The organism is Chengkuizengella sediminis, assembly GCF_010078385.1.
Classification (GTDB): domain Bacteria; phylum Bacillota; class Bacilli; order Paenibacillales; family KCTC-33759; genus Chengkuizengella; species Chengkuizengella sediminis.
In genome coordinates, this window is record NZ_SIJC01000008.1 from 16688 (window position 1) to 31953 (window position 15266).

The following is a 15266-nucleotide window of genomic DNA, read 5'->3' on the forward strand; positions in this document are numbered from 1 at the left end:
TGACCCACACTTTTTTGCTATATTTGATATAATAAAATAAAAAAAATAAGAAGTGATGATTGTGAAGAATAAACAAGATACTCAATATAGATCTTACTATTTTGCTTATGGTTCATGTATGAATCGAAGCTCATTTCAAGGAACTGTTCATGAGTTTGAGGTATTAGGTAGAGCTGAATTAATGGATTATAGAGTTGCATTTACTAGGGAATCAGACAAATGGGGTAAAGGAGGAATCGCTGATATCCTTTTTACTCCCGACCATATCATGGAAGGTATTCTTTATTGGATTCCAAATCATCTTATACCTAATCTTGATCGTAGAGAACGAGCTGGAGCAGAGTTTTCAAATCCTATGTACAAAAGAATCAATGTGAGTGTGTTGTTTAATAGTGATCCTATAGAAGCATTTACTTATGAAGTGATTAATAAAGAGGATTCTGAAATTGCACCGAGTGAAAAATATAAAAATGCAATCATAGGTGGAACGGATTTGTTAAGCAGTAAGTATGCGAATAACTTGAAAGAACATATGATTCAATTAATGAAATAATCAAATTGTAAAGGTTATATAATTTATTTTGAGCATGAAAAAAGTATGAACTCGTATTGAACTCATACCCTTTTTATTATCATATTAAAAATTGTTAAACTGAATTTCACGTGATTTATTAAATCTAGGCCCCGCAAAAGTATTAGGACTAATCTTCAAAGCATTATTACTTCACTTTTGTGGGTATCTTAGTAATAAGGTGATATCAATAAATAAACGAGTACACCTGTAAAACTTACGTATAACCAAATCGGCATCGTCCATCGTGCGATTTTACGATGACGTTCGATTTGCATATTGAAACCCCTTGTGATTGAAATGAGTGCCAGTGGTATGATTACGATGGACAATAATATGTGTGTTAATAATACAAAATAATAAATATAACGTAATAAGCCGTCTCCACCATACATTGTAGATTCACTTAAAGAATGGTATGTTACATATGAAATCAAAAATAAAAATGTAGTTGAAAAAGCTAACATAATAAAATTACGGTGCACTTTAATATTTTTCTTCTTAATTGAAATTAAAGCCAACAATAAAAAGATAAATGTAAAGCTGTTAAATATAGCATTAAGCATTGGCAACAAGGTGATATCAAATCCTACCTCAGCATCATATGAAGGTAGAAAGTATAGTAGTGCGATAACAGCTACTAGTGTAATGGATAAAACGATAATTAACGGTGTGAAATTTCGTTGTTTCACAGGTGAATGGTTTGACATGGGTTCCTCCTAATTCATTTTCAAATTTCATTTAACTAAAATTCAAGATAGAAAATCCTAATTTAGGATAAACGATATTTCTTTCAAACACAATAATACCTTTTACAAAAAACATGACTTTTTTATGAACACTATCCACCAATATGAGACATTTCAACTTTTTTTCTATTTAATTCCTTAGTTTCTTTTAGTCTATCTTCAGAATAGCGATCATCTCGTTTGTTCCAAATATTTAGAATGATTTGTTCTATTTCTTTATCGGTAGCTCCGTCTCTTAAAGGTGTTCGCAAATCGTGACTTTTATTTGCAAATAAACAAGTGTATAAAAACCCTTCAGCAGATAATCTTGCTCTAGTACATGAAGAGCAAAATGCTTGGGTTACAGAGGAAATAAATCCAATCTCCGTATTAGATCCTTTATATTTATATCTTTTGGCTACTTCTCCAAAATAATTCGCTTCTACAGGTTCTAATGGCATTTCTTTATGGATTATATCTAAAATTTGTTTACTTGGAACAACTTCATCTAATTTCCATCCATTGCTATTTCCTACATCCATAAATTCAATAAATCTTAACGTGTGCCCTTTATTTTTAAAATATTTAGCCATCGGTAAAATATCTTGCTCATTTATTCCCTTTTTTACAACCATATTGATTTTTATTGGAAAACCCGCCTCATGAGCCACGTCTATAGCTTCTAAAATAGGTTCTACATCATGTCCTATTCCATTCATCTGTTGAAAGCGTTCATGATTTAAACTATCTATACTAACTGTGACGCGATCTAAATTTGCTTTTTTTAAATGCGGAGTGAATTTTTTTAATAGTGAGCCATTTGTAGTTAATGCAATATCCTTAATTCCATTAACTTGTGAAATTTGATGGATCAAATCAGGCAACTGTTTTCTTAAGAGGGGCTCGCCTCCAGTAATTCGTATCTTTTCAACGCCGATATTTGCAAATATTTTAACTAATCTTTCCAATTCTTCGAAAGATAAAAGCTTGTTTTTAGGTAAAAATTCAAAATCAGGTCCAAAAATCTCCGCAGGCATACAATAGGAGCATCGGAAATTACATCGATCAGTGACCGAAATTCTTAAATCGCGTAAAGGTCTTTGATATGAATCCAAATTATTTGAACTATAGTTTTTATTTATCATCTATGATTCCTCCAAGTTGAGAGAACGTTTTGATTAAGAGTTTGATTTTTCATAACTTAGTATTTCTATTATAATACATTAAAAGGGCTTCATGTTGAAAATGTAAAGGATAAAGGATAATGAATATGCATAAACGGGTTACATTGATATTAGCAGGGGGACAAAGTAGAAGAATGGGAACTTCAAAAACATTTCTCCCTCGTAGAGATCAATTGATGATTGAGCACTTAGTATTTATTTCACAAAAGGTTTCAGAGCACACGATCATTATAAGCCATAAAAATGATGTGCTAAAATTGAATAAATTATTCATACAGAATAAAAATATTTCAGTTTTACAGGATGAACAACAATTTAAAGGTTTTGGACCTTTGGCTGGTATATACTCCGGTATGAAACATATCAAAGCAGAGTGGTATTTTGTTTTAGCTAATGATATGCCAAATATAAATATTTCTTTTTTAAAGGGATTACAGCAATGTACATTGACTCATTCCGAGTCTGACATCATTATTCCGATAGATAATGGACGTATGCACCCTTTAGCTGGTGTATATCGAAATCAAAAAAATGAAATATATGAGTATTTAAAAGAAGGTAATAAAAAAATGACGACCTTCATTGATTCTCGTTCAACATACAAGATATTAGAACAGGAATGGGGAGAATGGACGAATCAAGGAAACATATTTTTTAATATGAATACACCTGCAGATTTAACAGCTTGGGAAAAAAATATGGATAGATGAATACAATTGACACGTATGTGGCTATCGCATAAATATAATGACTCGTTGGAGATGATGGTATGGGGAATACAAAACATTCAGGTCCAATCAAAATTTCAAAGAAATTAAATCCCAAACATTGGGTAAGTAAAGTTCCATTTGGATTTGGCAAGGTCAAACCTCATCATATAAAGGACACTTTAAAAGTGGTTTGGGAAAATAGAGACCAGTTACCCTATGCAGGAAGAATATTAACTCAAGGTGTTTGTGATGGCTGTGCTTTAGGTGTAAGCGGATTAAAAGATCAAACATTAACAGGTCCACATGTATGCACGACCCGTTTAAATGTTTTAAGATTAAACACGATGCCTGCTATAAAATCAGACGTGTTACACAAAGATATCTCAGATTTGCAGAAATTAAGCAGTGCGGAGCTGAGGCAATTAGGTAGGATTCCATATCCATTAATTCGAAATGCAGGAGAAAACAAATTTCAGCGAATTACGTGGGATCAAGCACTCGATTTCATCACAAAAAAAATGAAATTAATTGACCCTAAACAAATCGCATTTTATTTAACTTCTCGTGGTATCACAAATGAAGTTTATTATACAGCTGCGAAAGCTGCTCGTTTAATTGGTACAAATCATATAGACAATGCTTCTCGTATTTGTCATTCCCCTTCAAAAACGGCATTAACTCGTTCACTTGGCATAGGGGCATCTAGTTGTAGTTATAAAGATTGGATAGGGACAGATGTGTTAATTTTTTGGGGATCTGTTGCAGCGAATAATCAACCTGTTTCAACGAAGTATATGTATGCTGCTAAACAAAAAGGGACCAGAATTATTGTCATTAATCCATATCATGAACCTGCAATGGACCAATATTGGATACCTTCGATAGCAGAATCTGCATTATTCGGAACAAAAATCACAGATGATTTTTATCAAGTGAATATTGGTGGTGATATTGCCTTTATGAATGGAATTATTAAACATTGGTTAGAAATGGAGGCTAAAACTCCAGGAACAGCCATTAACCATGATTTTGTGGAAAAACATGTGCAAGGATATGAAAACTTAAAGAACCATGTTCAACGAGAAAAATGGGATGAAATTGTGTCTTCTTCAGGAATTTCACATCAACGAATCATACAACTAGCAGAAGTATTAGCAAATGCTAAATCTGCTGTGTTTGTTTGGTCCATGGGATTAACTCAGCATCGTTTTGGATCAGATAATATATCTCAAATTGCAAATTTAGCGTTATTGCAAGGATTTATAGGAAGAGAGTTTTGTGGAGTAATGCCAATAAGAGGTCATTCAGGGGTGCAAGGTGCAGGTGAAATGGGGGCAGATCCATTCAGCTTACCTGGTGGTGGATTTGATTCAATCCATAAAAGACGTATTGAGGAAATATGGGGGTTTGAACTACCTGATTGGCAAGGAGATATCGTGGGGGTATCTTTAGAAAAGACCCTTCTTTCTGAAGAAAATGAACAAAAATTAAAGTTATATTATATGTCTGGTGGAAATTTCCTTGAAACGATGCCAGATCCGACATTTGTTAGAGAATGTTTAGAAAATGTTGAGGTTCGTGTACATCAAGATATTATATTGAATTCTTCAACATTAGTTGATAGTAAGGAAGCGGTTATCGTACTACCTGCCCAAACTAGATATGAACAATTTGGTGGTGGTACTTCGACCTCAACAGAAAGAATGGTATATTATTCACCAGAAATTAAAGGCCCTAGAATTGAAGAAGCCAGAGCAGAGTGGGAAATTTACGTTGATTTGGTTAAACGAATGAAACCAGAATTTAATCATCTTATTAACTTCCAAAACACACAATCAATCAGGGAAGAAATAGCAAAAGCAAACCGGAATTATGATGGAATTCAGCATTTATCCAAAAAGGGTGATTTTTTTCAATGGGGTGGAGCTTGGTTATGTGAAGATGGTTTTTTTCCAACTGAAAACAGAAAGGGAACCCTATTACCTATCCATTTACCAGAAATGAGAAAAACAGAAGGTCACTTTTATATTACGACTAGAAGAGGCAAACAGTTTAATTCAATGATTTATGGTTCAAATGATCCTTTTAATTCAGCTGGTAGAAATGGTGTTCTTATACATCTGGACGATGCTCAAGAACTATACATTTCAGAAAATGATGCAGTTGTTGTTTACAATCAATATGGGTTATTCCACGGTCGAGCTAAATTTGTGAATATTAGAAGAGGAAATGTTGAAGTTTATTGGCCAGAAGGAAATGTTTTAATACCAAAAGGGGTATATGAAAAGCATGCTGGTATACCTGAATACAATACAAAGGTAATAATAGAAAAGGCAGAATCTTTTCATGCACAAAAAGATGTGAAATACATTGAAAAAAGAATTGAAGATTTAGAAATGGATGTAAGCTGATGGATGTTCAAGATGATAAAGTGATGCAAAAAAGGCAGATATTAAAATTTGACCTAAAAAAAATGGATGAACAAGTAAAAGAAGTTTCAGATGATATTGCTGTAGAATTTGCGCTCACGATTAAAGTAAATGGGGAAGAGTTTGCAACGATGATTTGTACACCAACGCATTTAAAAGAGTTAGTGATCGGTTTTTTGGCTAGTGAAGGATTGATTCGGTTTAAAGAGGATATAGAGGATATAAACATCGATATAAATACGGGATTTGCATTCATTGAATTAAAAAATAAATCTATAAAAGCAAGTGAGTTTAATGAAAAACGTTTTGTTGGTTCCTGTTGTGGTAAAAGTAGACAATTTTATTTTCAAAATGATGTAAAAACAGCAAAAACAATAAATAGTAAAATGTCTATCACAGTTCCGCAATGTTTGAACTTAATGTCATTGTTAGAAGGTCAATCTAAACACTTTAAAAAAACAGGTGGGGTCCATCAAGGAGCACTTTGCAATAGTACTGATATCGTTATATTCCAATCAGATATAGGCAGACATAATGTTCTAGATAAAATATATGGTCAGTGGTTATTTAAAAAAATGACGCTTCAAGATAAGTGCATCGTGTTTAGTGGTCGTATCTCTTCAGAAGTTCTTTTAAAAGTTGCAAAAATTGGTGTGGGATTGATCATTTCAAAATCAGCTCCAACAAATTTAGCACTTGATTTAGCTGATGATTTAGGAATTACAGTGATTGGATTTGTAAGAGGAAGTAAATTAAATGTGTATACACACCCAGAACGGATTATCACCTGATTTAATTGAAGATATGAAAGTCGGTATAACTTTATAAGTTATGCCGACTTTTTACTATATAAATTTAGATTTTCATTTTATGTATTTAAAATATGTGATTTTATAACATTGTATTTTCGAAAAATGTTCAAATGTTTTAGAAAAATACTTGTCTATCGGAATATTATGTGTGATATTATTTTGTTTGTATTTGTTATAATATGTGATTTTATTTCATAGTTATGAAAAATAGGAGGGGTTAAAAGATGCTGCCAGCTGAAAGAAGAAATCTAATACTGGATTATATTCGTGAAAAAAAATCACTAAAAATCACTCAGTTAAGTGAAATGTTTAGTGTATCTGAAATGACCATTCACCGTGATATAAAACCGTTAGTTGAAGAAGGATTGATTATTAAAACTTTTGGCGGGATTTCGTTGAATCAGGAACGGAACGGAGCTTTTGTTAACAAGCAAGATTGTGTTTATTGTTATAGTCCAATAAATCAAAGGTTAGCCTATCGATTAATTTTACAAGATCAAAGTATTGAAACGACTTGCTGTGCACACTGTGGTTTGTTACGACACCAACAAAAGGGAGATAAAGTATTACAAGCAATTTGTCCTGATTTCTTAATGCAAACAACGATCAGTGCAACTTCTGCTTGGTACTTAATGGATACTTCTTTGAATCTTGGATGCTGTCAACCTCAAGTATTAGCATTTCAGCACAAAGAACATGCAAATAAATTTGCACTTGGTTTTGGGGGAACCATTTATTCTTTTTCGGAAGCTTTTCATATGGTTTTTAATCAAATGCAAGGTAAGAATAAAGGTTGCTGTGATTAAATTCCTCTTGCATTAGTTAATCAAGATAGAGCAGATGGGGAGTGATGCATATGGAACTGATTTTACAATCAGGTCTTTTGGAATGGAATAAACAATTATTCGTTTTTATCACATTATTATCCACTGTATATTGGTTACTAACAGGATTGCTCATTGAAAGAGGAAGGACGAAAATTCAATCTAAACATAGATTATATTTTTTAATAGGACTTTTTTTGTTTTATATATGTTGGGGAAGTCCTTTGTACGGTTTTGCTCATCTAATGTTTAGTGTACACATGTTGCAAATGAGCCTATTATATTTTTTAGTTACCCCACTATTGCTTTCGGGAATTCAAATACATCAGTTTTATTTTCCTAAAAGGTTTCAAACTATTGTTAAAGTAAGGTCAGTTATAATGAGTCCAATCGTATCACTTATATTATTTAATGGTCTGTTTATTGTTTACCATATTCCAGTAGTAATGGATACAATCATGATGAATAAATGGTTATATTATAGTTTTCATATATTACTAGCCTATGCTTCTTTTTGCGTTTGGAAATCTATAGTTGGAAGCTTTTCACAAAAAAAATTAACAGATCTAAACCGAAGACATTATGTTATGGCAAATACATTAGTTCTACTTCCTGTTTGTTTGTTATTATTTTTTTCTACGTTACCTTATCGAACATTTACTGAAGTTACTACTCAATTTAATATGCTACAAATCTGTTTTGGTCAAAATGTAGATTTAAGTGTTTTAATAGGTATGAACATGATGCCTACTGATGTTGATCAAAAATTGGGTGGTGCAATTATGCTGTTAGTACATAAAATGTCATTTATAGTAGGGCAGTATATTCAACCTAAAACTTCTGATTTAGGAGAGAAATTAGAATAAACCTAAAAAGTTAATTAAATTATTGTTGGAGGAAAAAAATGAGATCATTAATATCAATTTTAATATTACTAACTATAGTACTTACAGGCTGTTCTAATGGAAGTTCAGAAAGTGAAACACATATAGATATGAAGTCTATGGACAATCCTATGGAAGAGTCTCTAAGTCCACTTCAGGTAGAATTAAAAACTGATTCAGAAAATGTAGAGGTAGGGAGTGAAGTAACCTTTGAAGCTGTAGTTTCTCAAAATAATGAATCAGTAGAAGATGCAAGTGAAGTGAAATTTGAGATTCGAATGAATGGAAAAGAAGAATCAGAGATGGTACAAGGACAACACCAAGGTGATGGAGTTTATTCAATTCAAAAAACATTTAATCAAGAAGGAATATATACGATTATATCCCATGTTACTGCAAGAGATATGCATAATATGCCTAGCCTAGTATTAAAAGTAGGTCAAGTAGAGATGTCTCATTCTATTGATGAAGGCCATTCTCAATCAGAAAATCCTATGGATGAATCGACTGAGGGACATACAGACCAGCATTAATTTAGGAGGGATTTTGTGTATAGATCTAGTAAATTAAAAACAATCATATTAAGTATTTGTTTTTTATCCATCATATCTGCATGTAGTTTATCAAGCGAAAAACCGAATGATCTAAATATTGAAGTCGAAAATTTTACTTATACGAATCAAGAAAATGTCCCTTTTGGTTTATCTGATTTAGAAAATAAGGTTTGGATAGCGGATTTTATTTTTACAAACTGTACTACGGTATGTCCAGGCATGACATACAATATGGTTCAGCTTCAATCTAAAATGAAAGAAGCGGGTGTAGATGCAGAAATAGTATCTTTTAGTGTGGACCCAAGTATTGATACACCTGAGGTTTTAAAGGAATACGTGAGTAAATTCGGGGCAGACTTCTCCAACTGGCATCTTTTAACTGGATATTCGGATGATATCATCCAAAAGTTCGCTAAAAACTCATTTCTAACTATTGCGCAGAAAGATGAAAATTCTGATCAAGTCATTCATGGAACTGCGTTTTATTTGATTGATCAGCAGGGGATAGTATTAACGAAATATGATGGTAATAATCCTGATTTTGATCAAATTATAAAAGATATTAAGTCGTTAGAATAAAAATTTTTTTATAGCCCAGAAGTTAAATAACTTTTGGGCTATTTATCATTTCAAGAAGTTCTTTTTCATACATTGGATATATACGATAGATTGTCCATGTGAATAAAGTAAATTGGGGGCGGCATTATGTCTTTATTGAATGAAAAAGAAGGACAAGTCACAATACAAATCTCAGGAATGACATGTGGTAATTGTGCTGCTAGAATTGAGAAATCATTAAGTAAAATAGAGTCAATTCACGAAGCAAAAGTGAATCTAGCGATAGAGCGAGCTTCAGTACGGTTTAATCAAAAAACAATAAATATAGATCAAATCATTCATAAAATTGAAAAGTTAGGATTTGGTGCAAATATTTATAAAGATATATTAAAGAAACAGATAGATTTCCGTAAAATAGAGTATAGAAGTTTACGGAACAGGTTTGTGATATCAGCTATATTAACTATCCCACTATTATGGACTATGTTTACCCACTTTTCTTTTACATCTAGTATTTGGGTTCCAGAGTTGTTCATGAATTCTTGGTTTCAATTAATGTTGGCAACTCCAGTTCAGTTTATGATCGGAATGCCTTTTTATTTTAGTGCGTTTCATGCTGTCAAAAATAAAACTGCCAATATGGATGTGCTGGTTGTTTTAGGTACTTCTTCTGCTTATTTTTATAGCCATTACTTAACTATAAACTCTATCTCTTCCTCGATGGAGAATCACCATGTTCCTCTTTATTTTGAGACTAGCTCTATGATCATAACCGTTGTGTTATTAGGTAAATTATTAGAATTGAGAGCGAGAAGTAAAACGCTACAAGTTGTTCATCGATTACAGGACATTGGAATGAAGGAAACGACGATTATTAGAGATAACATTTCCATGTCTGTTCCAGCTGAAAAGATTCAGGTTGGAGATATAATGATTATTCATGCTGGAGAATACATTCCTGTTGATGGAAAAATTGTTGAAGGAAATTCAGTTATTGATGAATCTATGATTACTGGAGAGTCTATTCCAATTGAAAAGAAACAAGGAGACACTATAATTAGTGGATCGATTAATATGAATGGATTACTTAAAATTGTTGCTACAAGAACAGGTCAACAATCTACGATTGCACAAATCAATAAGTTCATTGAGGAAGCTCAGGTCTCTAAACCACCTATTCAACGCGCAGCAGATCGATTTGCTGGAATATTTGTACCCGTTATTGTTAGCTTATCCTTATTCACTTTTTTCACTTGGTATTATGTAATAAAACCTGGAGACTTTGCGTTATCTTTAGAACATGCAATTGCAGTGATGGTTATTGCATGTCCTTGTGCACTAGGTTTAGCAACACCCACATCTATTATGGTTGCTACTGGAAGAGCTGCAGAGAATGGTATTTTATTTAAAGAGGGGAGTCACATTGAAGCTTTAGATCATGGTAGTGTTATTTTCCTTGATAAAACTGGAACAATAACCGAAGGGAAACCTTCTGTCACTAAAGTTATTAGTACAAATGTTTCTGAATCATATTTATTGTGTATGGCTGCAGCAGTGGAAACTTATTCTGAACATCCTATGGCTAAAGCGATAGTGAAAGAAGCAAAAAATAAAAGATTAATTTTACCTGATTCGCACTCTATCATTACTTTCCCGGGCTATGGCATAAGTGGAAATGTTGAGGGTTCTAAGGTGATCATTGGTACAAAACAATTGTTAGAAAATCAAGGTGTATCGATTAATATAGACAATAGAAGGGTACAACAGTTGCAAGAGCAAGGGAAAAGTGTATTATTTGTATCTATTCAACAGAAATTTTCTGGCATGATATGTGTTTCAGATACATTAAAACAAAATTCGATTGAAGCCATTCGTTTATTAAAACTATTACGCTTTAAGGTTGTAATGGTTACTGGTGATCATGATTATACGTCTAAATCAATCGCCAAAGAAGTTGGGATTAAACATATTTATTCAAATGCTTTGCCAAAGGATAAAGGTGACTTAGTTAGAAAATGGCAGCAAAAAGGAGAAAATGTTGTATTTGTGGGAGATGGTATGAACGACGCTCCTGCTTTAGCAGCAGCAAATATTGGATTCGCGATGGGGACTGGAACGGATTTAACGAATGCAGCAGCTGACGTAAATTTAATGAAAAATGATTTGATAGATGTTTCAAAAGCAATTAAACTAAGTAGAAAAACGATGAGAAATATTAAACAAAATTTGAGTTTTGCACTCCTTTATAATTTAATCGCTATTCCTTTTGCAATAATGGGATTATTAGAACCTTGGATGGCTGGAACTGCAATGGCACTAAGTTCGGTTTCTGTGGTGAGTAATTCTCTCAGGTTACAAAAGTTAAAATTAAATTAAGGAAAAAAAATTCCTATGCTCATATGAACATAGGATAAGGAGTGGAGAGATATTAATTTTTTATCTAAGGAGTATAGAGAATTATTTATTTTTCTATATATGAAGTATCTACAGTACGGTTTCTTTTAAATAAATTTCTAACGTATGGTACTACGTAATAATCTAGACCCATTTTACCAGCATTTGCTCCTGCTACAAGAATAAATATCGTTAAAATAACCATTTGCGGGTTTGTACTTGTTGTTCCAGATAATAAGAATGCAAAGTTCATGATGATTCCCATCAGTGCAGCAAATGTAGTAAATATACCAAGAATTAATGCTAAACCTACTAAAAATTCACCCCATGCAACGAGAAAATTGAAAAGTCCAGCATTAGGAATCGCAAAATCCTCTAAGAAGTTTGCCCACCATGTTTGAACGGCAGGATGATCTCCAGTCGCTTTACCAACAGCTCCTTTTAAAAATCCAGACGTATCAAAATCTCCAGTGATTTTGCCCCAACCAGCAGTTAACCATTCCCAGCCTAAGTAAATTCTTAAGAATAAAAGAACGATAGAAGCATAAATATTTTCTCTTAAAAACTTAACAAACATTTTACTCAACTCCTTTAGAGTTTAACTCTAAACATTTTATTCTTTAATTCATGAGGTAGGTTCCAGCAAGAGCCTATTTGTAATTCTCTTGTCTGTTATTTCTAAGATACTCTTGTGGTTGTTTTGTATAGTTTTATTTTAAAACAGTGCATTCAATTTAAAAGTGAAAAAAATCACAATAAATACTATGATTGTGACAAAATATTGAATGTATTTCATTATTTGACCAAAAAAACACCCTTAATAATCACGTGCATTTGATTGTTAAGGGTATAAGAGATATGAGGTTGTTAACATCATGTTTGTTACATTTTTAATTTAACTCATTCAGGTGAAATTGAAGTGAACTCTAAATGAAATGGACGTGAAGGATAAAACTGGTTGTTAGTTCACATGGATTACACATGATTTAGATATAATATTAGAAAATATTTAAAATAATCTAAGCACATGAACTAATAAGATAGATAACAATAAATAAAAGAGGTATTGAAATATGAATCGAACCGTTTTATTTGTAGAAGATGAGGATAGACTTCGTGAAATTGGTAAGGATTATTTTTCATCTGAGGGATTTATTGTTCTAGAGGCGAGTGATGGTAAACAGGCACTAGAAATTTTTGAAATGAATAAGATTGATTTACTCATATTAGATATTATGTTACCAGAACTGGATGGTTGGGCTGTATGTAGACGAATTAGAAATGAATCAGATGTACCTATTATTATGTTAACAGCGCGAACGGAAGAAGAAGATAAGTTAATGGGATTTGATCTAGGTGCTGATGAGTATGTGACAAAACCATTTAGTCCTAAAGTATTGGTCGCTAGAGCAAAAATGTTGATTAAACGAGCTGAGGGAACGATTGGGAATCAAAACGAAATATTTGATTTGAATGGGATTCAAATCAACAAACAATCAAGGCAAGTGATCGTAAACAATAATGAACTGACATTAACTCATAAGGAATATGAACTATTAGTATTCTTAATAGAAAATAAAGGTATCGTTCTATCGAGAGAAAAGTTGTTGAATCAAGTGTGGGGGTATGATTTCTTTGGTGATTTGCGAACAGTAGATACTCATATCAAAAAAATTAGGAGTAAATTAGGACGACAAAAAGCAAAATATATAAAAACAGTGATCAGATCTGGTTACAAGTTTGAGGTGGCAAATGAAACGTAACAGTATTGTATTTAAATTATTCATTGTGACTACCTTATTCTTTTCAATATTTGTAGGTTTAATTGTCATTAGTCAAACGTTATTTTTTGATACATTTTATATGAAAAAAAAAGAAAAAGAAATTACAAATGAAGTTGAATTGTATCGTGATAAATATTTAGATGATCCTAATCTTTTGGATCAAATATCCAATGAATATTATGAAAAAAATAATGCATTTATCTCCGTTTTAAATGTGGATCAACATTCAGAACCATCTTCTGCAGATCAAGATAGTGTAGATTATGTAATAGTAGAAGTACCTGATCCACCAGTTATTTTTGAAAATGGACTTCAAATTTCCATGCTATCGGAAGATGGAGAAGTATTTACTGTTTCTCTAACTGAATTTTTCTTAAATGGTGCTTTTGATACGACAAATTTAGAATCCATTGGTATGAGTAAAGGGAATTATATTGAAGTAATTGGTATTAGGGAAGAGGGCAAACTTACTCCCGTTTATATAAAGTCATCAAATAAAGAATTAAGATCTTATCAAGTTGACGATAATGGAAAATACGAATTTTTTAGAGGAACAATAATAAAAATGGATATAAACATAGGGGAGGAAACGAAGCTTAAGTGGGACTTATATATGCGTGCATTTCAAAAATTCAGAGAAAATAATAGTTCATTAATATTTTCTACAGATGAAACTATTTTGATGTCATATTATGACTCAAATACTGGAACCGACAATCTCACTTTAGTTCAACCCATTTTTGAAAGTAATAATGCTAAGAAGTATATATTCACTATGGAATCTTTACAACCTGTGAATGAAGCGGTTGATGTGATGAAAGATTATTATATTTATGCTGCATTCATTTTTCTAATCCTTATTTTTATGATGTCGATGTACTATTCAAGAATCATATCTAAACCTTTAATTAAAATAAATAGTGTTGCAACTAAAATGTCCAATCTTAATTTTACTGAAGAACTCGAAATAAAAGCAGACGATGAAATCGGGAATTTATCCAAAAGTATAAATAAACTTTCTTCAAAATTACATGAAACAATTTCAAATTTGCAGAAGGCAAATAAAAAATTACAAGAAGATATAGAGAGAGAACGAAAATTAGAAAAAATGAGAAAAGAATTTGTATCTGGGATTTCTCACGAATTAAAAACTCCGCTGAGTATCATTCAAAGTTATGCAGAAGGTATTAAAGACGGAGTCTCAGTAGATAAGTCGGACTATTATACAGATGTTATTATTCAAGAATCTAATAAAATGAACGAATTGATTTCAGATATGTTGGAGTTATCACGTCTGGAATCTGGTTTTTATCATTTAAATATTGAAAAGTTTTCCATGAGTGATTTAGTGAATGAAGTTCAATCCAAGTTGAAATTTAATATAGATGAGAAAAATTTAAAGATAATGAATAACATAGAATCGGATTGTGTTGTGTATGCTGATCGAAAGAAAATGGAGCAAGTGATTTCAAATTTTTATAGTAATGCAATTCGATATACACCTAAAGATATGGAAATTCATGTCCAAGTGAAAAAGGTAAAAGGTCAAACTTATTTTTCTATCGAAAATCAAGGTGTATCGTTGCCAGATAGTGAGATCCATAAAATATGGGAACGATTTTATCGTATTGAAGGTTCAAGAAATAAAGAAACAGGGGGCACTGGGCTTGGACTTTCTATAGTTAAAAATATATTGGAACTTCATCATGCTCAATTTGGAGTTCAAAATACAGAGAAGGGTATATGTTTTTATTTTAATTTAAACCGAGAAGAATTCACATCATTTACATAACAAGGACACTTCGATTTCACATCCGTTTTGTACATTATTCAT

Annotated in this window: 14 protein-coding genes; 11 read left to right on the plus strand and 3 right to left on the minus strand. The window is 32.1% G+C overall.

Translation table 11 applies throughout. From position 1 onward, the window contains the following. Positions 1-61 precede the first annotated feature (61 nt). Positions 62-553 (plus strand): gamma-glutamylcyclotransferase, encoded by a 492-nt coding sequence (locus EPK97_RS15445; RefSeq protein ID WP_162037526.1) that lies wholly within the window; start codon positions 62-64, stop codon positions 551-553. A gap of 188 nt (positions 554-741) precedes the next feature. On the opposite strand, the gene EPK97_RS15450 is transcribed toward EPK97_RS15445, so the two are convergent. Then, positions 742-1281, minus strand: a complete 540-nt coding sequence (locus tag EPK97_RS15450; RefSeq protein WP_162037527.1) for a DUF420 domain-containing protein — start codon at positions 1279-1281, stop codon at positions 742-744. A gap of 131 nt (positions 1282-1412) precedes the next feature. After that, positions 1413-2444, minus strand: a complete 1032-nt coding sequence (moaA, locus tag EPK97_RS15455) for a GTP 3',8-cyclase MoaA (protein ID WP_162037528.1) — start codon at positions 2442-2444, stop codon at positions 1413-1415. Between the two features lie 119 nt (positions 2445-2563). Here moaA and mobA point away from each other — a divergent pair, with 119 nt between their 5' ends. From mobA to EPK97_RS15495, 8 genes are all read left to right on the plus strand, one after another. Continuing rightward, positions 2564-3193 (plus strand): molybdenum cofactor guanylyltransferase, encoded by a 630-nt coding sequence (gene mobA, locus EPK97_RS15460; protein ID WP_162037529.1) that lies wholly within the window; start codon positions 2564-2566, stop codon positions 3191-3193. Positions 3194-3252: 59 nt separating this feature from the next. Then, positions 3253-5604, plus strand: a complete 2352-nt coding sequence (locus EPK97_RS15465; RefSeq protein WP_162037530.1) for an FdhF/YdeP family oxidoreductase — start codon at positions 3253-3255, stop codon at positions 5602-5604. Next, a complete protein-coding gene (gene fdhD, locus EPK97_RS15470; RefSeq protein WP_162037531.1) occupies positions 5604-6413 on the plus strand; it encodes a formate dehydrogenase accessory sulfurtransferase FdhD in 810 nt (269 codons plus the stop codon). The genes EPK97_RS15465 and fdhD overlap by 1 nt, the downstream gene beginning before the upstream one ends. A gap of 245 nt (positions 6414-6658) precedes the next feature. Further along, positions 6659-7240 carry a DeoR family transcriptional regulator gene (locus EPK97_RS15475; RefSeq protein ID WP_205690274.1) on the plus strand — a complete coding sequence of 194 codons (582 nt, stop codon included), beginning with the start codon at positions 6659-6661 and terminating at the stop codon, positions 7238-7240. Between the two features lie 50 nt (positions 7241-7290). Beyond that, positions 7291-8124 (plus strand): cytochrome c oxidase assembly protein, encoded by an 834-nt coding sequence (locus EPK97_RS15480; RefSeq protein WP_162037532.1) that lies wholly within the window; start codon positions 7291-7293, stop codon positions 8122-8124. Between the two features lie 38 nt (positions 8125-8162). Beyond that, on the plus strand, positions 8163-8675 hold the full coding sequence (locus tag EPK97_RS15485) for a FixH family protein (protein WP_162037533.1): 513 nt from the start codon (positions 8163-8165) through the stop codon (positions 8673-8675). Positions 8676-8690: 15 nt separating this feature from the next. Further along, positions 8691-9275: an SCO family protein gene (locus EPK97_RS15490; RefSeq protein ID WP_162037534.1), complete on the plus strand. Its 585-nt coding sequence runs from the start codon at positions 8691-8693 to the stop codon at positions 9273-9275. Positions 9276-9401: 126 nt separating this feature from the next. Continuing rightward, positions 9402-11630 carry a heavy metal translocating P-type ATPase gene (locus EPK97_RS15495; RefSeq protein WP_162037535.1) on the plus strand — a complete coding sequence of 743 codons (2229 nt, stop codon included), beginning with the start codon at positions 9402-9404 and terminating at the stop codon, positions 11628-11630. A gap of 85 nt (positions 11631-11715) precedes the next feature. Here the strand turns inward: EPK97_RS15495 and EPK97_RS15500 are convergent, their stop codons facing one another. Beyond that, positions 11716-12225: a DoxX family protein gene (locus EPK97_RS15500; protein ID WP_162037536.1), complete on the minus strand. Its 510-nt coding sequence runs from the start codon at positions 12223-12225 to the stop codon at positions 11716-11718. Positions 12226-12721: 496 nt separating this feature from the next. Here EPK97_RS15500 and EPK97_RS15505 point away from each other — a divergent pair, with 496 nt between their 5' ends. Both EPK97_RS15505 and EPK97_RS15510 read left to right on the plus strand, forming a co-directional pair. After that, positions 12722-13411: a response regulator transcription factor gene (locus tag EPK97_RS15505; RefSeq protein WP_162037537.1), complete on the plus strand. Its 690-nt coding sequence runs from the start codon at positions 12722-12724 to the stop codon at positions 13409-13411. Next, positions 13401-15224 carry a sensor histidine kinase gene (locus EPK97_RS15510; RefSeq protein WP_162037538.1) on the plus strand — a complete coding sequence of 608 codons (1824 nt, stop codon included), beginning with the start codon at positions 13401-13403 and terminating at the stop codon, positions 15222-15224. Before EPK97_RS15505 ends, EPK97_RS15510 begins: the two co-directional genes overlap by 11 nt. Positions 15225-15266: the final 42 nt, after the last annotated feature.